The following is a 24,962-nucleotide window of genomic DNA, read 5'->3' on the forward strand; positions in this document are numbered from 1 at the left end:
GCTCAGCGCTCCCCGGAGGCGGGGACGCCGGGCTGGATGGGGGCGGTGTTCTGCGGCGCCGGTTCCGCGCCGACCTGCACGTCGCCCTTGACGCTGCCGGTGATCGGCGCGAGCCCGCTGCCGTCCGGCAGCTGCGCGCTGACCTTGCAGTTGACCTGCCGCGACCCGGCGTTCCAGCTCTCCTCGGAGAGCGTGTCCCAGTAGGGGACGAGCTTCTTGTCCTGCACCGCGGTCGGGCTGCCCGCGTACTCGGCGGCGAGCTCGCCGCAGCGGGTGGCGAGGAACCCGTCCTGGTCGTCTTCGGCCGGGTAGTCGGCGGGGAACTGCTGGCCGAGGTCGACGACGCCGGTGACCTCCACCGAGTGCGGCTGCGCGCAGTCCACCGGGTCCCACACCTCGGTGCCGTTGATGCCGAGGCAGCGGCCCACCTCGTAGGTGTTGGACTGGTCCTGCTCGGCGACCTTGCCCTTGATCGTGAACAGCTCCCCGGACGGGCCGGGCTGCTGGAGGCCGCAGTGCAGCATCCTGTCCCCGGAACCCCAGCCCTTCTCGCTGGGCGTGAACGCGCCGACGGAGAACCGGCCTTCCGGGTCGAGCCTGCCGCGCAGGTACTGCGCCGAGACGGCGGTGCAGCGCTCCTGCTTGAGCTGCTGCCACTGCTCCGCGGACGGGTACGGCGCGGTGCCCGCGAAGTCGGCCTTGAGATCAGCCTTGCCGGTGACCTCGAACAGGTGGCGCTCGCGGCACTTGACCTGCCGGATGTCCGCCGCGTCCGCTTCCGTCCAGTGCAGGCAGGTGCCGGCCTCGGCCTCGAACACCGGCGGGGTGGCGGGTGCGGCGCCTTCGCGGCCGGGCCCGCCGATGCCGGAGCCGCCCTGGCCGGGCGTGTTCAGCAGCGCGCTGATCAGCAGGACCAGTGCCCCGCCGATGGCGGCGGCGATCATCACCAGCCGGGTGTTGGGCTTCTTCCGGCGGTGCTTCTGGGGATCGCTGCGCTCGGCCATCGATCACATCATGCCTGGCGCACGGGACCCGTGCCCAAACGCTCACGCATCGAGTTGAAACCGATTCGTGTCCCCGCGCGTCCTACCGAGGCGTACCCGGCGCGGGTGCGCGATGGGTAGTGTTGCCGCTGGGAGTGGGCGATGACGGAAGATGGCAGACCATTGGCAGACCAGGACGGGCCGGACCGCAGAGACCAGCCGCCCATGGGCGGGGCTGACGATGTGACGCGGCCGAACGAGGTGCAGCAACCGGGTGAGCAGGGGGCTCGCGGCCGGATGCGCTTCCAGGACGAATCGACGACCCCGCGGGAACCGACGCTCGCCGAGAAGCGAGCCCGGATCGCGGCGGAGAAGCGCCAGGAGGAGCAGGCGCAGGCCGAGCTCGCCGAGCAGGAGCGCAAGACGCAGACCAGGCGGCGCGTGATGGTCGGCGGCGGGGTCACCGTCGGCGTGGTCGCGCTGGTCGCCGCGTTCTACTCGGGTTCCGCGTACAGCCAGGAGCAGACCGCGGTGCAGGAGTACTGCGCCACGGGTCAGGGCCAGACGACGGTCCAGGACCCGAACATGTGCGACGAGAACTACGTGCAGAGCCACGGCGGGTACCACAGCGGCGGCATGTTCTTCATGCCGATCTTCCTGCCCGGTGGCGGCATCGGTGGGTACAACTCCTACCGGTACGGCTACACCCAGCCCGGCACCGCGGCCCCGCCGGTGGGCCAGCCGGTGTCGAGCCCCAACTTCACCAAGCCCGCCGACGCGAACATCAAGAACACCAAGGGCCAGACGGTGCAGCGCGGCGGTTTCGGGATCAGCAACAAGAGCGGCAGCAGCGGGAGCTGAACGAGTGCGGCGGAGGACAACCGGGCGCAGGCCGGACTGGCAGCGCAAGGTCGAGGAACTGGGTCTCGTGTTCGGCACCCCGGCGCGGGCGGCCGACGGCTCGCAGCGGCCGTACTGGGACGAGGGCGTGCACTACGAGTTCAGCTTGGACGAGGTGCTCTCCCTGGAGGCCGACGTCGAGCTGCTCCAGTCGATGTGCCTGGACGCGGTGGACCACGTGGTCACCACCGAGCGCTACCGGGACTTCGGCATTCCCGAGTGGGTGTGGCCGCACATCGCCGAGTCGTGGAAGCGGAACGATCCGCACCTCTACGGCCGGTTCGACCTGCGCTACGACGGCTCCGGCCCGGCGAAGCTGCTGGAGTACAACGCCGACACGCCGACCTCGCTGCTGGAGGCGGCGGTCGTGCAGTGGAACTGGCTGACCGAGTGCCACGAGGGCGACGACCAGTGGAACTCGATCCACGAGAAGCTGGTCGAGCGCTGGGGCGAGATCGCCGACCAGCTCGCCACCCGCGAGGTCCACTTCACCTGGTCCGGCTCGGACACCAGCGGCGAGGACAACATCACCTCCGCCTACCTGCAGGAGACCGCGGCCGAGGCGGGCATGGACACCGTCGGCCTGGTGATCGAGGAGATCGGCTGGGAGCCGCTGCTGGAGCGCTTCGTCGACCTCGAAGAGGCGCCGATGAACTCCGTCGTCAAGATCTACCCCTGGGAGTGGATGGTCGACGACGACTTCGGCAAGCACGCGGTGCACACGCTGCCCGCGACGCAGTGGATCGAACCGCTGTGGAAGATGCTGCTGTCCAACAAGGCGCTGCTGGCCGTGCTGTGGGAGATGTACCCCGGGCACCCGAACCTGCTGCCGACGTTCCTGGACCAGCCCGGCATGCTCACCGAGTACGTGCGCAAGCCGCGGCTCGGCCGGGAGGGCAACAACATCACCGTGGTCGCGCCCGGCTGGGAGACCGAGACCGGCGGCTTCTACGGCGAAGAGGGCTACGTCTACCAGGCGTTCGACCCGCTGCCCGAGTTCGACGGGATGCGGCCCGCGCTGGGCGCCTGGGTCGTCGGCGACTCCGCCGCGGGACTCGGCATCCGGGAGACCGCGGGCCTGATCACCGACGACGGCGCCGCGTTCGTCCCGCACCGCATCCCCGGCTCCTGACCCGGCCCGCCGACCGGGCGTGACCTCGTGACCTGTGCTTCCGTGGGGAAACGGGGTGGGGGCGGCGCGCCTCCGCGAGCCCGGTTCGACACGGCGGGGTGGGCGCATGCCGTACAGCCAGGCGGGGAACGACGACGAGGACCGCGAAGCGGTCGAGCAGCACCGCGCGGAGCAGCAGGCCGCTGAGCGGCCGGGCGAGGTCGAGCCCGACGTGCTGCTCGACGTGCCGGCCCTGCGGGTGGAGGAGCTCCACCTGGAGGTCGAGGACCTGCGGGCCCAGGTGTCGCTGCAGGCGGAGATCCGCGACCTGCTGCGCCTGAGCGTGGGTGCGGACGTGTCGCTGGGGCGGGCGGACCTGGAGCTCAAGGGCGTCGAGGCGCAGGCGTTCCTCAAGGTCCGCCTCGACCACGTCGCCGAGATCATCGAGCGGGTGCTCACCTCCATCGACCGCAACCCGGAGATCGTGCTGGGGCTGACGCGGGAAGCCCGCGGGGTGCTGCGGGACGCGGGCGTCGACGACGCGCTGCGCGGCGGGGTCGGCGAGCTCGGCGAGGCCGCCGCGCGGTCGGTGCAGGCGGGCAGCGAGGTCGTGTCCGACGCGGCGACCGCCGCGGAGCAGGCCGGTCCGGCGGCGACCGGGGAAGCGGACCCGGCGGGACCGGCCGACCGCCCCGCGGGCGCACCGATGGACCGCCCCGCCGAACCCGCCGACCGCCCCGCCGAATCGGCCGACCGCCCCGCCGAACCCGCCGCCGAGCGGCCGGAGCCCGCCGACACCGACGCCCCCGGGCAGTCCGCCGCCGTGGCCGAGGAACCCGCTCCGGCGACCGACGAGCAGGCCGCTGACCAGCGACCCCCGCGCCGCCCCGCCGAGACCGCGCGCCGGGCGCGCTACCGCTCGGCGACCGGGCGCAGGCTCGGCGACCCCGCCCGCCGGGACCGGCCCCGGCAGCGGCGCCGCCACGAGCGCTGACGCCCCGACCGGCCACCCGGATGACCTGGACGGGCCGCGGGCACCGCCCCCGCGACGGCACCGGAGGGAGCCGACCGGCTAGGCTCACCTGCTGTGATCGACCTCAAGACGCTTCGCGATGACCCGGAGGCCGTGCGCGCCTCGCAGCGCGCCCGAGGTGAGGACGCGTCCCTCGTGGACGCGCTGCTCGCCGCCGACGAGCGTCGCAGGTCCGCGGTGTCCCGAGCCGACACGCTGCGCGCCGAGCAGAAGCAGCTCGGCAAGCAGGTCGGGAAGGCCAAGGGCGAGGAGCGCGACGAGCTGCTGGCCCGCGCCAAGGACCTCTCCGCCCAGGTCAAGCAGGCCGAGGCCGAGCAGACCGAGTCCGACGCCGAGCTGCTGCGCACCCAGAAGAAGGTCTCGAACATCGTCGAGCCCGAAACCCCGCCGGGTGGCGAGGACGACTTCGTGGTGCTCAAGCACGTCGGCACCCCGCACGAGTTCGACTTCGAGGTCCGGGACCACCTGGACCTCGGCCTGGGGCTGCGCGCGTTCGACATGGAGCGCGGCGCGAAGGTCGCGGGCGCCCGGTTCTACTTCCTCACCGGCATCGGTGCCCAGCTGGAGCTGGCGCTGCTGAACATGGCCGCGGCCCAGGCCACCGCCGCCGGGTTCACCCTGGTCGTGCCGCCGGTGCTGGTCCGCCCGGAGATCATGGAGGGCACCGGCTTCCTCGGTTCCCACTCCACCGAGGTGTACCGGCTGGAGGAGGACGACGCGTACCTGGTCGGCACCTCCGAGGTCCCGCTCGCGGGCTACCACTCGGGCGAGATCCTCGATCTCGCCGCCGGTCCGCTGCGCTACGCGGGCTGGTCCACCTGCTTCCGCCGCGAAGCGGGCTCCTACGGCAAGGACACCCGCGGCATCATCCGCGTGCACCAGTTCAACAAGCTGGAGATGTTCGTCTACTGCCGCGAGGAGGAGGCCCGCGCCGAGCACGAGCGGCTGCTCGCGTGGGAGGAGGAGATGCTCGCCAAGATCGAGGTGCCGTACCGGGTGATCGACACCGCGGCCGGCGACCTCGGGGCGAGCGCGGCCCGGAAGTTCGACTGCGAGGCGTGGATCCCGTCGCAGCAGGCCTACCGCGAGCTGACGTCCACCTCGAACTGCACCACGTTCCAGGCGCGGCGGCTCAACACCCGCTACCGGGAGGCCGACGGCCCGAACGCCATCGCCTCCACGCTCAACGGCACGCTCGCCACCACCCGGTGGATCGTGGCCATCCTGGAGAACCACCAGCGGCCGGACGGTTCCGTGGTGGTGCCCGCGGCGCTGCGGCCGTTCCTCGGCGGCCGGGAAGTGCTCGAACCGGTCGCCTGATCAGGCCGACGCGGTGATCCCCTGGAGGAGGCCCTTCTCCAGCGTGATGCGCACCAGGGCGGCGGAGAAGCGGGCGTGGTCGTCCGCGGGCACCAGCTCGCCCAGCCGGTGCGCGTCCGCAGGCAGCCCGGCCTTCTCGGCTCCGGAGAGCGCCTTCGCGTCGAAGTGGGGGCGCAGCTCCGGCCACACCGCCTGCGCCTCCCGGCAGAAGATGTGCGCGCCGACCGGGCCGAGGCTCGGCACCTCGCGCAGCAGCCGCTGCACCTCCGCCGGGTCCCCGTCCGCGGCGGCCCGCAACCGGCGCAGGTCGCCCCGGTAGCGGTCCAGCACCAGCTCGGCGCCGCGGCCGAGCGCGGTGGCCGTGCTCTCGTCGTAGCGCACGTAGTGCCCGCGGCCCAGCGCGTCCACCCGCTGCTGCCAGGTCGCGTCCCGCATCCGCTCCGCGGTGGGGAACTCGCCGAGCTCCCGGGCCGCGGCCACCGCGATCTCGGCCTTGATCCGGGTGGACAGCAGCACCGACAGCACCAGCAACCGGTACAGCGGGGACGGCTTGTCGGCGAGCGCGATGCCCGCCTGCTCCGCGTAGGTGGTGCCCGCTTCGCGCACCAGCGCGCGGGCGGTGGACCGTTCGGACATGTCGGCACCTCCTCCGGCCCGGCCTACCCGGGCGTGCCCGCGCCCACACCGGCACGCGGAGCTCGGTGCCGGGATCCGCGGGGGACCAGCGCCTATGGTGGTGGGCGTGGCGGATCCTTCAGCTGAACGACAGAGCGCGCCCGGCGACGGCGCGGACGGCCGGGGGCTGGCGGGCATCGGCGAGCGGATCCGCCGATTGCGCGCCGAGCGCGGGCTGCCCGGGACCGGACTGGCCGAGGCCGCGCGGCTCACCGCGGAGCGGCTCGCGGCCGTCGAGGACGAGGCGGCGACGCCGACGCTTCCGGAGCTCACCGCGCTCGCCGGGGCGCTGGACGTGGCGCTCCCCGAACTGTTCACCGACGCGGTGCCCGGTCCGGCCGCGGTCGTGATGCGCGGCGACGAGGTGCCCACCGTCGAATCCGGTGACCTCGCGGTGCAGGTGCTCACGCCCCGCTCGGTGCTGCCCGGGATGTACGCGGCGCGCTACCGGCTGGACCCGACGAGCGTCGGGGTGCGGCCGGTGCAGCACGAGGGGCACGACTGGTTGTACGTGCTCAGCGGGGAGCTGCGCGTCGAGTTCGAGCAGGATTCGGTGACGCTGCGGGCCGGGGACAGCGCCAGCTTCGGCGCGACGGTGGCGCACCGGTTGGTGGTGCCCGGCGGCGAGCCAGCCGAGTTCCTGGCCGTCGGCGCCACCCTCCTCACCACCGACCTACCCGCGTAGCCACCGAGGCCCGTCGGGCTGACCGCCCGCCGGTCAACCTGCCCGGTGGATCGTGCCGCTTTCCTGTCAGCGGCGAAGCCGCTGAGCGGCGACCACGCACGCAACGGGACCACCCGCGGGTTCTCAGCGCCCTCCTCGCGAGGACAGCGTTTTCTCATGTGGCGGAGCCACCTGTGAAAACGATCCCGCAGCGAGGAGGGCGCTGAGGTTCCGCCACCCGACCACTGCGCAAACCGAGTTCGACAAAGAAACGGTCAGAGCTCGGGGAGGACCTCGGAGGCGATCTCCTCGACCGTCGACTCGGTCCCCTCGTAGGGCGAGTCGGTGCGCGGCCAGTGCGTCACGACGTCGGTGAAGCCGAGTTCGGCGGCGCGGCCCACGACCTCCTTGAAGTACTCCACGCTGCTCATCGAGTACGCCGGGGCCGCGTCCGCTTGCAGGTAGCGGTGGACGCGGGCCGGGGCCTTGCCCTCGGCGGCGAGCGCGTCGTCGAACTTCTTGGTCAGCTCGGCCACGCCGCGCCACCAGGCCTCGACGTCGTCCCCGCCGCTGCCGGTGGTCACCCAGCCCTGCCCGTAGCGGGCGGCGAGCCGCATCGCGCGCGGCCCGTTCGCGGCGATGACGAACGGCAGGCGCGGCAGCTGCACGCAGCCGGGGGCGCGGCGGGCTTCCACGGCGGTGTAGTGCTCGCCGTACCAGCTGGTGTTGTCCTGGGTGAGGATCTTGTCGAGCAGCTCGACGAACTCCTCGAACCGCTCGGTCCGGGCGGCGGGGGCGAGCGGCTGCCCGCCGAGCACCGCGGTGTCGAAGCCGGGCCCGCCCGCACCGATGCCGAGCGTGATCCGGCCGTCGGAGATGTCGTCGAGCGCGGTGATCTCCCGGGCGAAGTGCACCGGGTGCCGGAAGTTCGGCGAGGCCACCAGGGTGCCCAGCCGGATCGTGGAGGTCACGGTCGCCGCCGCGGTGAGCGTGGGCACCGCGTCGAACCAGGGTTTGTCGACCAGCGACCGCCAGCCCAGGTGATCGTAGGTCCAGGCGTGGGCGAAGCCGTACTCCTCGGCCATCCGCCACAGCGGCTCCGCGGCCCACCACCGGTGTTCGGGCAGTATCACAATCCCAACGCGCACACCGCTGACCGTATCGGTACCACCCGGACGGGTTCGACCCTGTGCGGGCTCTTGACCAGGTTTCGTGCCTGCCGCCCGTCCGAGTGCTCCCCGGCCGACGGAAAGATCCACACTGTCAGGTGAAGCCGGATTAATCGAGCCCCGGCTCGTGCGCGGTCTCGCCAGCATGTCCCGGGTGAACAAACCCGCGCTAGTCGCATCCGATGTGGACGGAACGCTGCTGGACCCGTCGGTCCAGGTCAGCGAGCGGACGGCGCGCACCGTGCGCGCCGTCGTGGACGACACCCCGTTCGTGCTGGTCACCGGAAGGCCACCACGATGGGTGCCGCAGATAGTGGACGGTCTCGGCGTGGCCGGGATCGCGGTGTGCTCGAACGGCGCGGTGCTCTACGACGCCGAATCCGACCGGGTGCTGCACCGCACCGAGATGGAACCGGAGCAGCTGCGCGACGCGGCCCGCGAGCTGCGCGAGGCGCTGCCCGGCTGCACGTTCGCGGTGGAGCGCTCCACCGGCCGGGCCCGGGACGACGTGGCCGAGCAGTTCCTCGCCGAGGCCGGGTTCCACCGGGTCTGGCCGAACCGGGACATCCGGGTGGTGGAGCGCTCGGAGCTGTTCGACCGGCCCGCGGTGAAGCTGATGGTGCTGCACGAGGACCGCAGCACCGACCTGGTGCCCGCCGTCGAGGAGGTGCTGGGCCCCCGGTTGTGCCTGACCTGCTCGATGGGCGGCGGCCCGGTCGAGCTGTCCGCGCCGGGGGTGGACAAGGGCAGCGGTCTCGCGGCGGTGGCCGAGAAGCTCGGCGTCCCGCCGGACGAGGTGATCGGCTTCGGCGACATGCCCAACGACATCCCGATGCTGGACTGGGTGGGGCACGGCGTGGCGATGCGCAACGCGCACCCGGGGGTGCTGGAGATCGCCGACGAGGTCACCGGCTGCAACGGGCAGGACGGGGTCGCGCAGGTGCTGGAGCGCTGGTGGCCGTGAGCCGCTGACCGGGCGCCGCCGCGGGCGGCGTGAAGATCTGATGAACGTTCGGAGCGCCGTGTTCGGGCTGGGGAGGCGGACACGGCGTCCTGGCTAGACCCCGCTGCCGACCCGTTCGGCGGCCGGTTCCGCCGCGGTCCGCTGCCGGTGCAGCAGGTGCGCGGCCGCGCAGGCGATGAGGAAGCCGATGCCCAGCAGCGCGTAGGAACCGCCCACGACCTGCTGCGAGAACGTCCACCGCAGTTCCCGGTCCCCGGTGTTGGGCAGGTACCAGTGCGGCGCGACCAGCACCGCCAGCGCGCACAGCCCCGCGTACATCGCGATCCCGTACCAGCGGTGCCGCCAGGCCATCGCGAACACGAGCACCAGCGCCGGCCCGGCCCACACCCAGTGGTGCGACCAGGAGATCGGCGAGACCAGCAGCACCAGCACCGCGTTGACCACCAGCGCCAGCGGCACGTTCCGGGTGCGCAGCGCGTACCGCATCCCCAGCACCGCGAGCACCAGCAGCACGAGCGACCCGGCGATCCACAGCGAGTCCAGCGCCGTCCCGGTGATGTCCTGCTTGGCGAGCAGGCTGCGCAGCGTCTGGTTCCCGGCGTACACCGCGCCGATGTCCTCGCCGGTGGAGAACATCTTGTCCAGCCACCAGTCCGCCGAGTCGTCCGGCGCCGCCAGCAGCCCCAGCAGCACCGTCCCGGCGAACGTCACGGCTGTGACCGACATGGCCCGGAAGTCCTTGCGCAGCAGGAACAGCAGCAGGAAGCCGAGCGGGGTGAGCTTGATTGCGGCGGCGATCCCGACCAGCAGCCCGCGCGGCCACCGGGTGCGCGGCAGCAGGCAGTCGGCGGCGACCAGGCCCATCAGCAGCAGGTTGACCTGCCCGTAGTTCACCGTGTCCCGCGTCGGTTCGATGATCGTCATGATCGGCAGGGCGACCGCGGTGGCCACCGCGACCGAGCCGGCGTTCGGCGCCAGGTACGGCGAGGAGCGCGCGAACGAATACGCGGTCACCAGGATCGACAGGTGCGAGAGCACCGAGACCACGACGACGGCGGCATCGCCGGACAACCACCACAGCGGGGTGAAGACGATCGCCGCGAACGGCGGGTAGATGAACGGCAGGGTGGTGCTGTCCGGGGATTCCGGAGTCAGGTCGCCGTAGATCTCGTAACCGTTCAGCCACGCTCGGGCACCGAGCCGGTAAATCTCGGTGTCCAGGTAGCCGCGGGTGTCGATCCAGTGCACGAACCAGATCGCCAGCGCTTCCAGGACGATCGCCGCCACCAGCAGGTACCGGCCGTCTCGGACCTTGGTCACGCTGCAGATCACCTTCCAGGTCCGGGAGCGGGCCGCGGCGATGCTACCGAATCCGACTCGCCGGTCCCGTCACCGCGCTGAGCGACACCGATCGTCGTGATGACTCCGGAGAGTCGCGAAGTGTCACTGTTCGTGCTGCACGATCGGTCTTGATCGGACTCAGCGCCACCCGGATGGCCAGCGAAAACACGTGATGTAGTTGAATCGGGACGGGAACCTCAACGCGGTTCCCGGGCCCCGTCGGCTGGCCGCTACCCTCGACGGCTGTGAGCTTCGCAGGCTATGACCTGATCGTTGTTGGCTCCGGATTCTTCGGACTGACGATCGCAGAGCGCGCCGCCACCCAGCTGGACAAGCGGGTGCTGGTGCTGGACCGACGTGACCACATCGGCGGAAACGCCTATTCGGAACCGGAACCGGAAACCGGTATCGAGGTGCACCGCTATGGCGCGCACCTGTTCCACACCTCGAACAAGCGGGTGTGGGAGTACGTGAACCGGTTCACGGATTTCACCGATTACCAGCACCGGGTGTTCACCCGGCATGAGGGGCAGATTTACTCGTTCCCGATGAACTTGGGCCTGCTGTGCCAGTTCTTCGGTCGCGCGTTCTCCCCGGACGAGGCCAAGGCGCTGGTCGCGGAGCAGGCGGCGGAGATCGAGACCGCCGACGCCCAGAACCTGGAGGAGAAGGCGATCTCCCTGATCGGCCGTCCGCTGTACGACGCGTTCGTGCGCGGCTACACGGCCAAGCAGTGGCAGACCGACCCGAAGCAGCTGCCCGCCGCGAACATCACCCGGCTGCCGGTCCGCTACAACTTCAACAACCGCTACTTCAACGACACCTACGAGGGTCTTCCGGTTGACGGCTACACCGCCTGGCTGGAGAAGATGGCGGAGCACCCGAACATCGAGGTCCGGCTCAGCACGGACTACTTCGACGTCCGCGCCGAGCTGCCCGCCGACGTGCCCGTGGTGTACACCGGCCCGCTGGACCGCTACTTCGACTACTCGGAGGGCGAGCTGGGCTGGCGCACCCTCGACTTCGAGTCCGAGGTCGTGCCGACCGGCGACTACCAGGGCACGCCGGTGATGAACTACGCGGACGAGGACGTGCCCTACACCCGGATCCACGAGTTCCGGCACTTCCACCCCGAGCGGGAGGACCGGCACCCGAAGGACAAGACGGTCATCGTCCGGGAGTACTCGCGGTTCGCCGAGCACGGCGACGAGCCGTACTACCCGATCAACACCGGCGACGACCGGGCGAAGCTCGAGGCGTACCGCGAGAAGGCGAAGGCCGAGGCCAAGGAGCGCAAGGTGCTCTTCGGCGGCCGGCTGGGCACCTACAAGTACCTCGATATGCACATGGCGATCGGCTCGGCGTTGAGCATGTTCGACAACAAGCTCACCCCCTATTTCACCGAGGGCCGCCTCCTGGACGGCTCGCTGGAGGATTGACGTGACCGACCGGACCCCCGACGTGTCCGCGGCCGCCACCAAGCGCGCCGGGACCGCGACCGCGGCCGAGAGCAAGACCGGTGAGGCGGCCGCCACCCGCTCGAAGAGCCGCAAGGTGGCTCCCGAGCAGGTGCTGCAACGCGTGGTCTTCCCGCGTGGCGAGGACCCGCTGGACGTGCGCGCGCTTTACATCGACGAGCCGCAGACCGGCACCACCACGGTGGTGTCCCGGCGCTCGATCAAGGTGCCCGCGCACTCCAAGATCTCGCTGGCGTCCTACTTCAACGCCTTCCCCGCCAGCTACTGGAAGCGGTGGACGAAGGTCGACGAGGTGGTGCTGCGGCTGAAGGTCAAGGGGGCCGGTCGGCTCGACGTCTACCGCTCGAAGGCCAACGGCGACAGCGTGCACCTGGAAGGTGCGCCGGTCGCCAGCCCGAAGTCCTGGACGTGGCTGGAGTTCCGGGTCTCGCTGAAGCCGTTCGAGGACGGCGGCTGGATCTGGTTCGACCTGTTCACCAACGACAGCGCGCTGGAAGTCGACGAGGCGGCCTGGACCACCGACGTCGAGCTGCCGCGGCAGCGGGTCGTCGTGGGCACCACCACGATCCGCCCGGCCGACTGCGTCGTGGCGCTGCAGACCCTGGGCGAGGACCCCGAGGTCATGGCCGTGGTGGAGAAGGTCGTCGTCGCCGACCAGGGCGGTCAGAAGATCCGCGACACCGAGGGCTTCGAGCTGGCCGCCGAGCGGCTCGGCGACAAGCTGCAGGTGATCGAGCAGGCCAACATCGGCGGCTCCGGCGGCTTCACCCGCGTCATGTACGAGGGCGTGCACAACTCGGACGCCGAGCAGGTCCTGCTCATGGACGACGACATCGCGCTGGAGCCGGACGGCGTGCTGCGCGCCAACGCGTTCGCCCGGGCCGCCTCCCACCCGGTGATCGTCGGCGGCCACATGCTGAACCTGCAGGCCCGCTCGCGGCTGCACAGCATGGGCGAGGTCGTCGACGTCGGCGTCGGCATCTGGCGCCCCGCGCCGGGCGCGGTCACCGACTACGACTTCGCGAAGACCCCGCTGCGCAAGAGCAAGAAGCTGCACAAGCGGATCGACGCGAACTACAACGGCTGGTGGATGTGCCTGTTCCCGCGTGAGGTCATCGAGAACTCCGGGCTGCCGCTGCCGCTGTTCATCAAGTTCGACGACTCGGAGTACTCGCTGCGCGCCGGCGCGCACGGCTACCCGACGGTGACGCTGCCGGGCGCGGCGGTGTGGCACATGCCGTGGACGGACAAGAACGACGCCACGGACTGGACCGCCTACTTCCACACCCGCAACCGGCTGGTGATGGCCGCGCTGCACAGCCCGGAAGAGGTGCGGCAGGTCCTGGTCAAGCAGGGCCTGAAGCTGACCTTGCGGCACCTGCTGTCGATGGAGTACTCCACGGTGGCGGTGCAGCAGAAGGCCATCGAGGACTTCCTGGCCGGACCGGGCGAGCTGTTCGACTCGCTGCGCACGGCCCGCCCGGACGTGCTGGAGCTGCGCAAGGACTACGACGACGCGAAGACGCTGCCCTCGGCCCGCGAGTTCCCGCCGCCCTCGGCGGACCCGATCATGGCGGAGGGCCTGCTGAAGCCGCCGGTGAACCCGGCGGTCATCGCGGCGCGGGCGTCGAAGGCGCTGCTGCACAACCTCAAGGAACCCGACCAGGCGGCGGGCGAGCGGCCGCAGCTGAACATCCCGGCCGACAGCGCCCGCTGGTTCCTGCTCGGCGCGCTGGACAGCGCGACCGTGTCCAACGCCGACGGCAGCGGGGTGTCGTTCCGGCGCCGCGACCCGGAGGAGTTCCGCAGGCTCGGGCTCCGCGCCTTGGCGAACTACCGCAAGCTGGCCCGCGAGTGGCCGCGGCTGCGCGAGGTCTACCGCGCGGCGCTGCCCGAGCTGACCAGCCCGGAGTCCTGGAAACAGGTCTTCGACGAGAAGTGATCGACCCCGTGACCTGTGTGCCCCGACCCCGGAGACGAAGTGGCTGCTGAACCGACTACGACGACTCCCGGCGCGTCCAGCGCCGCGGAGCGGGAGTTCATCCCCGGCACCGAGGAACCGATGCCGGAAGTCACCACCGAGACGCTCGTCCTGCGCAAGGTGCAGGGCGCGCTGGCCAAGCCGCCGGTGGTCAAGGCGGCCCGCGCGATGTCGCTGTTCGGCGAGCACGCGGCAGGCTGGCTGGCGATCGGCGCCGTGGGTGCGCTGGTGGACCGCAAGCGGCGCGGCGAGTGGGTCGCGGCCGCGGCCGGCGTCGCCTTCGCGCACGGGGCGTCCATCGGGGTGAAGCGGGTCGTGCGGCGCAGCCGGCCCGGTGACCCGCAGGTGAAGGTGCTGGTCGGAACGCCGAGCAAGCTCAGCTTCCCGTCCTCGCACGCGACTTCGACGACGACGGCCGCCGTGCTCTACGGCGGTCTGCTGGGCAAGCGGCTGACCCCGGCGCTGGTGCCGCCGATGATGGTCAGCCGGATGGTCCTGGGGGTTCATTACCCGAGCGACGTTCTCGCCGGTTCAGCGCTCGGCGGTGCCGTGGCGCTGGGCGTCCGGCGGTTCACGAGACGGCGGAGGAACCGTGGCTGACAAGAACGAGACCGGCGCGACCGTCAGCGAACCCGAAGGCGGGATCGACGAGGCCGCGGCGAAGACCGAGGACGGCGGGGCCGAGGCGAAGGTCTCCGTCGAGACCGACGCCGAGCAGGTGCGCGAGGTCGAGGCCGACGCCGAGGGGTCCATCGGCTCCGAGGCGGGCGGCAGCGCCGCCGCGCTGGAGGAGTCCGCGGCGAAGGCCGGGGACGAGAAGGACAAGTCCTCCGACGCCTACCACGCGAAGGTGACCGCGAAGGCGGGCACTCCGGCGGGCCTGATCAGCGGCCTGATCAAGGAGCTGCGCCCGAAGCAGTGGGTCAAGAACGTCCTGGTGCTGGCCGCCCCGTTCACCGCGGGCGCGCTGCTCAACACCGACGTCGTGCTCGACGCCGCCCTGGCGTTCGTGGTGTTCTCGATGGCCGCATCGGGCATCTACTTCATCAACGACGCCATCGACGTCGAGTCGGACCGCCAGCACCCGACCAAGCGGAACCGGCCGATCGCGGCGGGCCTCATCCCGGTGCCGATCGCCTGGGTGGTGGCGGTGCTGCTGCTCGGCGGCTCGCTGGCCATCTCCGGCGTGGTGAGCTTCGGGCTGTTCACGGTGATGGCCGTGTACATCGCGGTGCAGCTGGGCTACTGCTTCGGCCTGAAGCACCAGCCGGTGATCGACCTGTGCATCGTGGCCTCCGGGTTCCTGCTGCGCGCGGTCGCCGGTGGCGCCGCGGCCGGGCTGGAGATCACCCAGTGGTTCTACATCGTGGTGGCGTTCGGCTCGCTGTTCATGGTGGCGGGCAAGCGCTACGCCGAGGTGAAGCTGGCGGCCGAGACCGGTGCGAAGATCCGCAAGTCGCTGAAGGCGTACTCGCCGTCGTACCTGCGGTTCGTGTGGGCCATCGCGGCCGCGATCACGATCATGACGTACTGCCTGTGGGCGTACGACATCCGCGAGATCGAGCAGTCCCGCTGGGGCATCATCTCGATCATCCCGATGGTGATCGCGATCCTGCGGTACGCGGTGGACGTGGACAAGGGCGTCGCGGGCGAGCCGGAGGAGGTGGCGCTGAAGGACAAGGTGCTGCTGGTCCTCGGAGCCGTGCTCGCGGGCTGCCTGTTCCTCGCGTACTACCTCTGATCGAACCCGATCTCGGAACGCCCCCGGTGCCCGCCGGGGGCGTTCCGCCGTTCTAGGGCCGGTCCAGGCCGAGGTCGCGGATGACGTCGTGGGCCATCCGCACCGCGTAGCTCTGGCCGCGGTCCTGCGGGTAGATCTGCGACATGGTGGCCAGCACGACCCCCGGCATCGAGGTGGCGTGCGGCGGGATCAGGTCCCGGTACTCGGGCGTGACGACCGGTTGCGCGAACCCGGCCTTGGAGAAGTGCCAGTCCCGGATCCACGACTCGTCGAACTCCGGGTTCAGCTTCCGCAGCCACGGGACGTAGCGCGCCAGCAGCTCCGAGGGTTCGGTGGTGAACCGCCAGTCGTCCCGCGGCACGTAGTTGCCGACGTAGACGACGTGCCGCCCGCCGTACTCGGCGCGGTCGACCATGTTGGTGTGCTCGACGACGGCGAGGAACGGGAAATCGGTGTCGTTGATGTTGAGCCAGTAGTACGGGATGACGCTGCGGTCGCACTCCAGCACGAAGCAGGTGGCGCCCAGGTACTGGTTGCGCCACAGCACGTCGTCGGACTCGATCTCGGCGGCCTTCGCGAACACCGGTTGCGGGACGGTGACGACGAGCCGGTCGAACTCGTAGGCGGTGCCGTCGGCGGTCTTCACCTCCACCGAGTTCGGCTGGCGGACGGAGACCACGGGCTTGTCGAACTCGACGCGGCCGCCGCGTTCGGTCACCGCGTCCAGCAGCGCCCGGTACACCTTCTGGAACCCGCCGTGCACGTAGCCGAGCTCGAAGGTGCGGTAGTGGATCCGCGCCCACAGCCACGCCATCGACACCTGCTCGGCGCGGTCGCCGAACTTGCCGGTCAGCAGCGGTTCCCAGATGGTCCCGGTGACCCGCGGCCCGGCCCAGCGGCGCATCCAGTCGAGGGCGCGCACCGACCCGAACCGGGAGCCGTCGCGGACCGCTTTGAGCGCGGCGGAGCTGGCGCCGAACCGCAGCCGGTCGAGCAGCGAGAACTTCGGGAACCGCAGCATCTCCAGCGGGGTGCCGAACGGGTGCAGCTCGCCGTCCAGGTACACGCCGGTGCTGGGGGAGTGGAACCGCAGGTCGTCGGCCAGGCCGAGCTCGGTGATCAGGTCGATCATCGCCCGGTCGGTCTTGAAGCTGTGGTGGTAGAAGCGCTCCAGCGGGGTGCCGCCGACCTCGATGGAGGCCGCGAGCCCGCCGAGCTCGGCGGAGGCCTCCAGCACGGTGACGTCGTGGCCGGCCTTCACCGCGTCGAACGCGGCGGTCAGACCGGTGGCCCCGGCGCCCACGACACCCAGCTTCATCCGAAACTCCATCTCTTGTTGATCAGGTACTGCAGCAGCACGACCAGCGGGATCGCGGCCGCCTTCACCAGGTTCGGCGTCACCCCGAGCAGCCCGGAACCCAGGTGCAGCAGCAGGAACGTCACCGCCATGCCCGCCAGGCCGACGCTGTAGAACCGGGCGAAGCGGACCAGCAGCCGGTCCCGGGTGCGGAAGTTCAGCCAGGCGTTGAGCGCGAAGTTGTTCGCGATGCCGACGCTGGTGCTGATCGCGTTCGCGAGCTGCTCGTGCAGCCCGCAGGTGTTGAACAGCAGCAGGAACACCAGGTAGTCGAGGGTGACGCCGCTGACGCCGATGATCCCGTACAGCACCAGCGCGCGGCTCGGCCTCGGCAGCCGGCGCTGCTCAACCCCCGTCATGCCGGATCACCTTGCGCACGATGTAGAGCGGGCGCTGGCGCACCTCGTCGTAGATCCGCCCGATGTAGCTGCCGATCACGCCGAGCGAGAGCATCTGCACCCCGCCGAGGAACAGCATCACCACCATGATCATCGTCCAGCCGGAGACGGTGATCTGCGGGAAGAACAGCCGCAGCGCCACCGCGTAGAGGATGCCCAGCGCGGCCAGCCCGAGGCTCAGGAACCCGATGCGGGTGATCAGCTTCAGCGGTGCGGTGGAGAACCCGGTGACGCCGTCGGCGGCGAGCCGCACCATCTTGCGCAGCGGGTACTTCGTCTCGCCCGCGGCCCGCTCGTCCCGGTCGAACAGCACCTCGGTCTGCTGGAACCCCATCGAGGCGACCATGCCGCGGATGAACCGGCTGCGCTCCCGGAACCCGCGCAGCTCCTCGGCGGCGCGCCGGTCCAGCAGCCGGAAGTCGCCGGTGTCCACCGGGATGTCCACTTCGGCCAGGTTGTGCAGCAGCCGGTAGTACGAGTGCGCGGTGAGCCGCTTGAACCGGGTGTCGCGCCGGGTCCGCCGCCGCGCGGACACGATCTCGGCGCCGCCGCGCCACGCGTCGATCATCTCGATGCTCACCGCGGGCGGGTCCTGCAGGTCGGTGTCCATCACGACCACCGCGTCGCCCTCGGCGTGGTCCAGCCCGGCGGTGATGGCGATCTGGTGGCCGAAGTTGCGGGCGAAGTCCAGCACCCGCACCCGCGGGTCGGCCTCGGCGAGCTCCCGCAGCACCTGCAGCGAACCGTCCCGGGAACCGTCGTTGACGTAGACGAACTCGTACTCCAGGTCGGGCCGGGTCGCGGTGGCGGCGAGCAGTTCCCGGTGGAACCGGCGCAGGCCGTCCTGCTCGTCGTACACCGGCAGCACGTAGGAGATGAGCGAACCCGTGGCCGCCTCCTCGGTCCGCCGGTCTGGCGAGGGCACCGGCACTGCTCGGCTGATCGTCTCGGCCACCTGACTCCCCCTCGTCACCGTCCTCGCTTCGCGTGGACGCCGCGCTCGGCGGATCGGTTGCCCGTCGGTCGGGCGATCCGGCGCGGTTCGTCCGGGCGGGGAACGGCTCGGGGTGCCCGGCGCACCCGAGTTTTCCGCATCGGGCCATCGCTGGGCACCGGCATCGCGTGATCGTTATCCACCGGTCCGGTGATGTTCGCGGTCACGGGTGCAGATCGCCTTCCTCGAAGGGGTAGGCGCCGTCGCCGTCCGCGCCGCCCTGCAACACCCGGCGGGTGCGCTGGTCGTAGGCGTCGCGGTCCAGGTCGTAGCGCACCGACAGCACGTGCCCCCAGGTGAACCCGGGGTCGCCGCGCAGCCTGCTCGGCGTCTCCAGCCGCCGGGATTGGCCGAGCACACCGGTGAACACCCCGCCGTAGGACGGGTCGAACGCCATCGAGCCCTCCCCGGCGGGCGGGGTGATGAGCAGGCCGGGGCTGTCCGCGGTGCCGTGCGAGACGCGCGGGTAGTCGAAGTAGCAGGGGAACAGGAAGCTGATCGGCCAGTCGACCAGCGCCGGGATCCCGCCGTCGAGCACGTCGCGCAGCGGCACCACGTCGCGCACCGCGGGACCGCTGAACGCGAGCCAGCCCTGCTCGTCGGTGGTGGTGTCCACGGCGTGCAGCCGGACCCGGTCGGCGCGCGCGGGCAGGTCGGCGGCGGTGACGGTGATCAGCCGCCAGGAGCCGAAGTCCCGCCAGTCGACGGGCCGGCCCTTCCGCGGGTCCTCGTAGGGCAGCTGCCGGGGCGGGGTGTCGCGCAGCGCGCGGGAACCGAGCTCGCGCACCTCGTCCCCGGCGCGGCCGCCGAACTGGAGCGCCAGCTCGTTGCCCTGCTCGGGTCGGCCGGCGACCCACACCGACAGCTCCTGCCCGGGGCGCAGCGCGGGCAGCTCGAACCAGCCGGTGGTGACCTCGCCGGTGGTGGCGGGGCCGTCGCGGAGGCTGTCCCACATCAGCGGGCTCGCGTCGGTGGGTTCGGCTTCGGCGCCGGTGGGGCGCAGCGCGAGCTCGCCGGGTTCGCGGCGCAGCAGCGGTTCCTGCGGCGGGCGGCCGGGGCGTTCGCGGTTCGCGGCGAAGGCGGTGGCCGGGGGCTCGCCGTCCTCGTCGTCGGTCGCAGCGGTGCCGGTCTCCGCCTCGGCGCCGGTGTCGTCGAGCGGGCCGTCGACGAGCCGCAGCGCGCCGGCCTCGGCCAGCGGCAGCGTCTCCACCTCGTTCTCGACGCCGCAGCTGCGGGCCCGCACGCTGTCCCAGCTGGAGCGGCCCACCGAGAACGCGCCCGCCTGCGCCGGTGCCTGCGCGAACGACCCGAGCAGCACCACCACCATCACCAGCGCCGACAGGGTGAACAGCGCCGAGGCGGGCAGCGTCCACGCCCCGGCGAGCGCCCGCATCCGCACCAGCCCGAACCCGAGCAGACCGATCACCGCGGCCAGCAGCAGCCACGGCAGCGGACCGTCCAACGGCAGCCCCAGCGGCCGCACCGCGGTGTCCGACCACGCCACCCCGAAGTCCGAGTACTGCCACCACGAGTTGGGCCCGGTGAACGCCAGCGCCGCCAGCACCGCGCCACCGGCCGCGCCCGCGACGCCGAGCTGCCGGGCTTCGCGCTTCGCGCCCGGCAACGCCCCCACCCTGGCCAGCAGCACCGCGGTCGCGGCCAGCAGCGCGGGCGCCACCCCGGCGAGCGCGCCGAAGTGGTGCGTCCACTTCGACGGCGTCAGCCACAGCGTCGCGAACACCGCCACCACCGCGCCGACCAGCAGCGGCAGCTCCGGCATCCGCACCGCCCGGTGCAGCCGCCGCAGCACCGCCGCGGATGCCAGCAGCACGGCCGCGATCGCCAGCAGCACCGCCAACCGCTTGCTCGCCGTCCCCCAGGTGGTGGTGCCCAGCAGCTCCGCGTACCGGTCGATCTCCTGGTACCAGCCGAGGCTCGGCCCGAACTCCTCGTGGATCTCGGTGGCCCGGCGGAACCCGGTCCAGGTGGAGTCGGCGAACATCGCCACCACCCCGACCGAGCCGAGGCAGCACAGCAGCGCGGTCCGCGTCGGCACGGTGATCCAGCGCGGCAGCGCCCCCGGCACGACCAGCACCCGCCGGATCCGCGGTGCGAACGCCAGCACGATCAGCAGCGCCGCCACCCCGGTGGGCGTGACGGCGACGGTCAGCCCGGTCAGCAGCGCCGCCGCGCCGAGCGGGCCGAACGGGGCCCGCGCCGTCGGCGCGGTGGCGCGCAGCAGCAGCGCGACGATCGCGGCGGTGCCGAGCGCGACGAACGCCTCCGGCCGGATGCCGAGGTCGAACGGCAGCCAGCAGGCGAGGAAGAACACCGCGGCCAGCAGGTGCACCCCGGCCCGCCGGACGCCGCGGCACAGCGGGGCGACGATGCCGTGCGCCAGCACCAGCCAGGTGAGCATCCCGGCGACGACGCTCGGCACCCGCAGCCACGCGGGCGCGAGGCTGTGCTCGGACACCCAGCGCATCAGGTGCTGCACCAGCGTGAACGGTGCCTCGGAAGCGTTGAACCAGCGGTAGAAGTTGCCGATGTCCCCGGTCGCCGCGTGGTTGCGGATGGTCAGCATCGCGAAGCCGTCGTCATCGCTGATCGGCCCGATGACCAGCCAGCACGCCAGCACCGCCGCTACGATGGCATCAACCAGCAATAATGCTGCCGTGCGGTAGCGGATGCGGGCGAGCGCAGCGCGCCGGATCGCGGCCCAGGTCGGCGGGGTGTGCGCGACGAGCAGCAGCAGCGAGGCCGCGGCCAGCAGGAGCGCCGTCCCGATCAGCGACAGCTTCAGCGAGCTCGGTGCGGTCTCGAACCAGGTGTGGGCGCGGGCGGTGACCGACAGCTCGGCCGCCTGCTCGGGGGCGAGGCCGGTGCGGAACGCGAAGATCTCCGGCGCGGGCACGTCCGGCAGCACCATCGCGGGCAGCCCGCCGACCACGACCTCGGTCCGCTGCGCGTCGGCGCGCACGGTGAGGTCGCAGTCCGCGGGCAGCGGCGGCAGCGGGACGGCGCGTTCGCCGAGCACCAGGTCCGGGGCGCCGCCCTCGGTGCGCAGCACCAGCCCGTCGCGCTCGCTGCCGGGCGGCGTGGTGGCCAGCAGCAGCACCGGCTCCGGCCGGTCCAGCGCGGCCCGCAGCGCGCGGCACGGGACGGTCGCGGTGAACTCGGCGGGGCGGTACGGGGCGAACAGCGCGGTGGTGGACACCGCGGGTTCGTCGGCGGCGGGCCAGCTCACCTCGGTGCGGTCGGCCCACACCGGGGCGAACGGCAGGGCCAGCGCGCAGCACAGCCCGGCGACGCCGAGCAGCAGCGCCACCACGTGCGCGATCCACCTGGCGCGGCGGGCCGCGGGAGCGGTCAGCTCGTCGAGGGGGCGTCGCGCTTCCCCTGGTGCACGGATCGGGCTGCTGGGCTCCACGACACCGTCCTCAAGAAGATCTTCCCCGTCGCCGCGGGATCATTCTTGCGCACGCGTCGCGGACGGCTCCGGTCGCCGTCGTCGCCGGACCGCCGGGTCAGCGGACTTCGTCGAGCAGGGTGGCGGTGTCGCCGGGGCTCAGCGCCGCCGCCCGGAGCCGGGCGAACGCGGTGTCGTACCACTCGGTCTGCGCCGGCCCGTCGAGGTAGTCGGCGTTGCTGAGGTGCTCGATGTAGACGAGCCGCCCCGGTGCGGGCTGCTCGTAGTGCAGCAGCTGGAACGAGGTGCCCATCGCCGCGTGCGCGCCGGCGCCGAACGGCAGCACCTGCACGGTGATGTTCGGCCGCTCGGTGAGGTCGCGCAGGTGCGCGAGCTGCTTGTGCATCACGGCGCAGCCGCCGACCTGGCGGCGCAGCACCGTCTCGTTGAGCACCACGGCCACCGCGGGCGGCTCGTCCCCGGCGAGCACCGCCTGCCGGTCGGCGTTGACGGTGACGAGCCGTTCGAGCTCGTCCGCGTCGCGCCGCGGGTCGAGGGCGAGCGCGACCGCCTTGGCGTACTCGGGGGTGCGGAACAGCGCGGGAACGAGTTCGGACTCGTACGCGAAGAGCGTGGCGGCGATGCTTTCCATCGCGACGAATCGCTGTGCCCAGTCCGGAACGCGAATATGATTCCGCTTCCGGGCTTGGCGGGCGAGTTGCAGAACGGTTTCCGCGCGGTCCCCCGGCACCCCGTAGCAGTCGATGAGCAGCCGCACATCTCCCGGTCCGATGGTGGCCTTGCCCGTCTCGATCTTGCTGATTTTCGGTTTCGTGCATTCCAGCGCGTTCGCCGCCTGTTCCTGGGTCTTTCCGCAGCTCTCGCGCATGTCCCGCAGCAGCCTGCCCAGCTGGAGGCGGGCCACGGGAGGGCCGGTGATGCTCATCGGTGGCCTTTCGATCGAAACGGGGGATCGAGTCCAGTTGTTCCAGTGCGCGGACCTGTGCGCAATCAAGATCATCCGAATGGGTAGTTCCTCCGGGAATGCACTCTCTTTATCGTTCAGGTAGGCCGGTTCCCGCTGCGCGCCGGACGTGCCGCGGGAGTCGTGCGGCGGGAGTCGGCGGTGAGAGCCGTGCGGCGAGAACTGCGCGGCGAGAACTGCGCGGCGAGAGAACGGTGCGGCGGCCCGGAACGTCCCGGAATTCGGCGGCGGACGCGCGCCGCGAAAGCGGTGTCCGCAGCGGAGGACGAGGAGGTTCGCGGTGTTCATCAGGTTGGCCGGTCCGGTCGCGTACTGGCGCCCGGCGAAGGGCGAGCGGCACGCGCTGTCCGCCGAGCAGCGGCCGTACCCCGGGCAGGTGCGGGATGCGCTGTGCGGGTTGCGGTTCACCATCAACGAGCCCAGCGACTGCGACTGGTTCGCGGAGTCCTGCGCGGACTGCCTGGCCAGGGCGAAGGCGCTGCGCGATGCGAGGGAGCAGGGATGAGCGCCGAGCAGCTCGGGGCCGTGGTGGCCGGATCGGTCCTGCTGGCCGGGGTGCTGGCACTGGTGCTCCCGTTGCGCGGGGGCCGGGGCGAGCACGGCGGCGCGGGGCCGGGCGCGGTCACCGTCGACCGGCTGCGGGTGCGCTCCCGCGGTGCTCCGGTGGCTTCCGCCGGACAGCGGCGGGTCCCCGCTGCGGGACCGGCCGCGCGTCCGGGGAGCCCGGTGCGGGCGGTGGCTCCGGGGCGGCGGGTGACGGACCTGCGGTCGGTGGACCGGCCCGCGCCGGTGGGCCGCCCGACCTGGACGGTGCGGGCCGGCGTGGCGCCGCCTCGGCCGGCGGCCGGTGCTGCGGCGCCGGCCTCGGTCCGGCCGCGCCCGCGGTTCCCCGCGAACCGGGTGGTCGCCGCGGAACCGACCCCACCGCGGCCCGCGCCGCCGAAGCCCGGACCGCCGCCGAAGCCCGGACCGCCGAAACCCGGACCGCCGCCGAAGCGGGACTCGCCGAAGCCGGGCTCGTTCGAACCCGGACCGGCGGAACCGGGTCCCGCGACGTCCGGCCCCCCGGAGCGGGGCCCCCGCTCGGCCCAGCTCCCCGCCCAGCTCTCCGCGGCCCGGGTTCCCGCGGCCAGGCTCCCCGCCGCCCGGCCCGTTCCGGCCCCGCCCGCTCCCGCCTTCCGGACCGCGTCGGCGGACGTCCTCGCGCCCTCGTCGTCCTGCGCGGACGTGCCGGACGAGGAGATCGTGTGGCCGGAGCAGGATCCGCAGGAGCACGCCGGCAGGCACCGGCTGCGCACCGACGACTGGTTCTGCCACCGGCTGGGCACGGCGCTCGCGCTGCTCGCGCACCGGGAGTTCCGCCCGGTGGCCCCGCCCGCGCTGCCGTCGCGCGTCGATATTCGCTTGCCCGGTGCCCTACTCTGACATCGTGATCAGCTGACGAAGCCGCCCGCTCGCCCTCGCGAGCCGTCCCGTTCCGCGACCGCGGAAGCCGGGCATCCCACGACGTTCCGGCGCGACCGCGCCGTCGGAGATGAGGCCCCATGTCAGCGAACCCCACCATCGTGCTGGTCCACGGCGCCGCGAGCACCGCGGGCGTCTGGTCGCCGGTGCAGCGCGAGCTGGCCCTGCGCGGCTACCGCAGCCTGGCGCCGGACCTGCCCGGGCACGGCCTGAACGCGCACCACCCGGCCGCCTACTACCAGTCCCCGCAGGACGTCGAGGCGTTCGCCACCACCCCTTCCGCGCTCGCCGGGATCGGGATCGACGACTACGCCGAGCACCTGGAGGGGCTGCTGCGCCGCGTCGCCGAGCACGGTCCGGTGCTGCTGGCGGGCACCAGCGCGGGCGGCATCCCGATCACCGCGGTCGCCGAGCGGTGCCCGGAGCTGGTGGACCGGCTCGTGTACCTGTCCGCGTGGTGCGCGGTGCGCTCGGAGTCGGTGGCCGATTCGGCGCGCTGGCCGGAGCACACCGGGAACCTGCTGGACGAGATCGGGTGGCCGGTCCTCGGCGATCCGGCGGAGCTGGGCGTGCTGCGGTTCAACCTGCGCGACTCCGACCCGGCCCGGTTCCGGGCGGCGAAGGCCGCGATGCTGGCCGAGGGCACCGACGACGAGTTCCGCGCCCTGGTGGACGTGCTGGAGCCGGACGCGAACGTGCGCATCGGCGCGGAGCGGGTGCCGGCGACGGCGGAGCGCTGGGGCCGGGTGCCGCGCACGTTCGTGCGGTTCGCCGCGGATCGCTGCACCCCGCTGCCGGAGCAGGACCGCATGATCGCGGACGCGGACGCGCTGGCGCCCGCGAACCCGTTCGACGTGCGGACGCTCGACTGCGGGCACGTCGGGTACTTCTGCCGGCCGGTGGAGTTCGCCGAGATCCTGGGCGGGCTCGCCGACGCGCTCTGACCGTCCGAAGTGGACCGGCCGAATCGGTCCACTTCGGATGGTCGGGTGTGC

22 protein-coding genes are annotated in these 24,962 nt (G+C 72.1%); 13 read left to right on the forward strand and 9 right to left on the reverse strand.

Annotated features, from left to right (window positions below):
* Nucleotides 1-2 precede the first annotated feature (2 nt).
* Nucleotides 3-1,004, reverse strand: coding sequence for a septum formation family protein (locus H1226_RS00525; protein WP_258344874.1), 1,002 nt, complete (start codon nucleotides 1,002-1,004; stop codon nucleotides 3-5).
* Between the two features lie 204 nt (nucleotides 1,005-1,208).
* Here H1226_RS00525 and H1226_RS00530 point away from each other — a divergent pair, with 204 nt between their 5' ends.
* The 4 genes from H1226_RS00530 (at nucleotide 1,209) to serS (ending at nucleotide 5,347) form a co-directional block, all read left to right on the forward strand.
* Nucleotides 1,209-1,844: a hypothetical protein gene (locus tag H1226_RS00530; protein ID WP_224958394.1), complete on the forward strand. Its 636-nt coding sequence runs from the start codon at nucleotides 1,209-1,211 to the stop codon at nucleotides 1,842-1,844.
* Between the two features lie 4 nt (nucleotides 1,845-1,848).
* Entirely contained in the window at nucleotides 1,849-3,015 is a 1,167-nt protein-coding gene (locus tag H1226_RS00535; RefSeq protein ID WP_224958396.1) for a glutathionylspermidine synthase family protein, read from the forward strand.
* A 106-nt stretch (nucleotides 3,016-3,121) separates the two neighbouring features.
* Nucleotides 3,122-3,988: a flagellar biosynthesis protein FlhF gene (locus H1226_RS00540; RefSeq protein ID WP_258344879.1), complete on the forward strand. Its 867-nt coding sequence runs from the start codon at nucleotides 3,122-3,124 to the stop codon at nucleotides 3,986-3,988.
* 93 nt (nucleotides 3,989-4,081) lie between these two features.
* On the forward strand, nucleotides 4,082-5,347 hold the full coding sequence (serS, locus tag H1226_RS00545; RefSeq protein ID WP_224958400.1) for a serine--tRNA ligase: 1,266 nt from the start codon (nucleotides 4,082-4,084) through the stop codon (nucleotides 5,345-5,347).
* Here the strand turns inward: serS and H1226_RS00550 are convergent, their stop codons facing one another.
* Nucleotides 5,348-5,983 (reverse strand): endonuclease, encoded by a 636-nt coding sequence (locus H1226_RS00550; protein WP_258344886.1) that lies wholly within the window; start codon nucleotides 5,981-5,983, stop codon nucleotides 5,348-5,350. It lies immediately after the preceding gene.
* Between the two features lie 106 nt (nucleotides 5,984-6,089).
* Here H1226_RS00550 and H1226_RS00555 point away from each other — a divergent pair, with 106 nt between their 5' ends.
* On the forward strand, nucleotides 6,090-6,707 hold the full coding sequence (locus H1226_RS00555; RefSeq protein WP_258344888.1) for a helix-turn-helix domain-containing protein: 618 nt from the start codon (nucleotides 6,090-6,092) through the stop codon (nucleotides 6,705-6,707).
* A gap of 254 nt (nucleotides 6,708-6,961) precedes the next feature.
* Here H1226_RS00555 and H1226_RS00560 read toward each other — a convergent pair whose 3' ends face one another.
* Nucleotides 6,962-7,834, reverse strand: a complete 873-nt coding sequence (locus H1226_RS00560) for an LLM class flavin-dependent oxidoreductase (protein ID WP_258344890.1) — start codon at nucleotides 7,832-7,834, stop codon at nucleotides 6,962-6,964.
* Nucleotides 7,835-8,009: 175 nt separating this feature from the next.
* On the opposite strand from H1226_RS00560, the gene H1226_RS00565 reads away from it, so the two are divergent.
* The gene (locus H1226_RS00565) at nucleotides 8,010-8,819 is read left to right on the forward strand and encodes an HAD family hydrolase (RefSeq protein ID WP_224958406.1); all 810 of its coding nucleotides are present in this window, start codon (nucleotides 8,010-8,012) and stop codon (nucleotides 8,817-8,819) included.
* A gap of 93 nt (nucleotides 8,820-8,912) precedes the next feature.
* Here H1226_RS00565 and H1226_RS00570 read toward each other — a convergent pair whose 3' ends face one another.
* Nucleotides 8,913-10,139 carry a glycosyltransferase 87 family protein gene (locus H1226_RS00570; protein WP_258344892.1) on the reverse strand — a complete coding sequence of 409 codons (1,227 nt, stop codon included), beginning with the start codon at nucleotides 10,137-10,139 and terminating at the stop codon, nucleotides 8,913-8,915.
* Nucleotides 10,140-10,405: 266 nt separating this feature from the next.
* Between H1226_RS00570 and glf the strand changes: the two genes are divergently transcribed.
* From glf to H1226_RS00590, 4 genes are all read left to right on the forward strand, one after another.
* A complete protein-coding gene (glf, locus tag H1226_RS00575) occupies nucleotides 10,406-11,599 on the forward strand; it encodes a UDP-galactopyranose mutase (RefSeq protein ID WP_258344899.1) in 1,194 nt (397 codons plus the stop codon).
* Nucleotide 11,600: 1 nt separating this feature from the next.
* Entirely contained in the window at nucleotides 11,601-13,580 is a 1,980-nt protein-coding gene (locus H1226_RS00580) for a glycosyltransferase (protein WP_309148769.1), read from the forward strand.
* Nucleotides 13,581-13,700: 120 nt separating this feature from the next.
* A complete protein-coding gene (locus H1226_RS00585) occupies nucleotides 13,701-14,219 on the forward strand; it encodes a phosphatase PAP2 family protein (protein WP_224967134.1) in 519 nt (172 codons plus the stop codon).
* Complete coding sequence (locus H1226_RS00590; RefSeq protein WP_258344900.1) at nucleotides 14,212-15,360, forward strand: decaprenyl-phosphate phosphoribosyltransferase; 1,149 nt, start codon at nucleotides 14,212-14,214, stop codon at nucleotides 15,358-15,360. The genes H1226_RS00585 and H1226_RS00590 overlap by 8 nt, the downstream gene beginning before the upstream one ends.
* Nucleotides 15,361-15,412: 52 nt before the next feature.
* On the opposite strand, the gene H1226_RS00595 is transcribed toward H1226_RS00590, so the two are convergent.
* From H1226_RS00595 to H1226_RS00615, 5 genes are all read right to left on the reverse strand, one after another.
* Nucleotides 15,413-16,678: an NAD(P)/FAD-dependent oxidoreductase gene (locus tag H1226_RS00595; protein WP_258344902.1), complete on the reverse strand. Its 1,266-nt coding sequence runs from the start codon at nucleotides 16,676-16,678 to the stop codon at nucleotides 15,413-15,415.
* Nucleotides 16,675-17,076: a GtrA family protein gene (locus tag H1226_RS00600; protein ID WP_258344904.1), complete on the reverse strand. Its 402-nt coding sequence runs from the start codon at nucleotides 17,074-17,076 to the stop codon at nucleotides 16,675-16,677. Before H1226_RS00600 ends, H1226_RS00595 begins: the two co-directional genes overlap by 4 nt.
* Nucleotides 17,063-18,040, reverse strand: coding sequence for a glycosyltransferase family 2 protein (locus tag H1226_RS00605; RefSeq protein WP_258344905.1), 978 nt, complete (start codon nucleotides 18,038-18,040; stop codon nucleotides 17,063-17,065). Before H1226_RS00605 ends, H1226_RS00600 begins: the two co-directional genes overlap by 14 nt.
* A 232-nt stretch (nucleotides 18,041-18,272) precedes the next feature.
* Nucleotides 18,273-21,539: an arabinosyltransferase domain-containing protein gene (locus H1226_RS00610; RefSeq protein ID WP_258344906.1), complete on the reverse strand. Its 3,267-nt coding sequence runs from the start codon at nucleotides 21,537-21,539 to the stop codon at nucleotides 18,273-18,275.
* A gap of 97 nt (nucleotides 21,540-21,636) precedes the next feature.
* Entirely contained in the window at nucleotides 21,637-22,791 is a 1,155-nt protein-coding gene (locus H1226_RS00615) for a helix-turn-helix domain-containing protein (protein WP_258344907.1), read from the reverse strand.
* Between H1226_RS00615 and H1226_RS00620 the strand changes: the two genes are divergently transcribed.
* The 3 genes from H1226_RS00620 (at nucleotide 22,784) to H1226_RS00630 (ending at nucleotide 24,911) form a co-directional block, all read left to right on the forward strand.
* Entirely contained in the window at nucleotides 22,784-23,008 is a 225-nt protein-coding gene (locus tag H1226_RS00620) for a zinc finger protein (RefSeq protein WP_224958415.1), read from the forward strand. The genes H1226_RS00615 and H1226_RS00620 overlap by 8 nt on opposite strands.
* Complete coding sequence (locus tag H1226_RS00625) at nucleotides 23,005-23,928, forward strand: hypothetical protein (protein WP_258344910.1); 924 nt, start codon at nucleotides 23,005-23,007, stop codon at nucleotides 23,926-23,928. Before H1226_RS00620 ends, H1226_RS00625 begins: the two co-directional genes overlap by 4 nt.
* Nucleotides 23,929-24,047: 119 nt before the next feature.
* On the forward strand, nucleotides 24,048-24,911 hold the full coding sequence (locus H1226_RS00630) for an alpha/beta fold hydrolase (protein WP_258344912.1): 864 nt from the start codon (nucleotides 24,048-24,050) through the stop codon (nucleotides 24,909-24,911).
* The last annotated feature ends 51 nt before the right edge of the window (nucleotides 24,912-24,962 follow it).

Origin of the sequence: Saccharopolyspora gregorii (assembly GCF_024734405.1) — a bacterium.
GTDB lineage: Bacteria > Actinomycetota > Actinomycetes > Mycobacteriales > Pseudonocardiaceae > Saccharopolyspora_C > Saccharopolyspora_C gregorii.

Bases quoted from the DNA above. Each gene is read 5' to 3' on its own strand.
- H1226_RS00525 (WP_258344874.1), bottom strand. From the start codon at position 1,004: ATGGCCGAGCGCAGCGATCCCCAGAAGCACCGCCGGAAGAAGCCCAAC.
- H1226_RS00585 (WP_224967134.1), top strand. From the start codon at position 13,701: ATGCCGGAAGTCACCACCGAGACGCTCGTCCTGCGCAAGGTGCAGGGC.
- H1226_RS00540 (WP_258344879.1), top strand. From the start codon at position 3,122: ATGCCGTACAGCCAGGCGGGGAACGACGACGAGGACCGCGAAGCGGTC.
- H1226_RS00595 (WP_258344902.1), bottom strand. From the start codon at position 16,678: ATGAAGCTGGGTGTCGTGGGCGCCGGGGCCACCGGTCTGACCGCCGCG.
- H1226_RS00550 (WP_258344886.1), bottom strand. From the start codon at position 5,983: ATGTCCGAACGGTCCACCGCCCGCGCGCTGGTGCGCGAAGCGGGCACC.
- H1226_RS00530 (WP_224958394.1), top strand. From the start codon at position 1,209: ATGGGCGGGGCTGACGATGTGACGCGGCCGAACGAGGTGCAGCAACCG.
- H1226_RS00630 (WP_258344912.1), top strand. From the start codon at position 24,048: ATGTCAGCGAACCCCACCATCGTGCTGGTCCACGGCGCCGCGAGCACC.
- H1226_RS00600 (WP_258344904.1), bottom strand. From the start codon at position 17,076: ATGACGGGGGTTGAGCAGCGCCGGCTGCCGAGGCCGAGCCGCGCGCTG.
- H1226_RS00615 (WP_258344907.1), bottom strand. From the start codon at position 22,791: ATGAACACCGCGAACCTCCTCGTCCTCCGCTGCGGACACCGCTTTCGC.
- H1226_RS00625 (WP_258344910.1), top strand. From the start codon at position 23,005: ATGAGCGCCGAGCAGCTCGGGGCCGTGGTGGCCGGATCGGTCCTGCTG.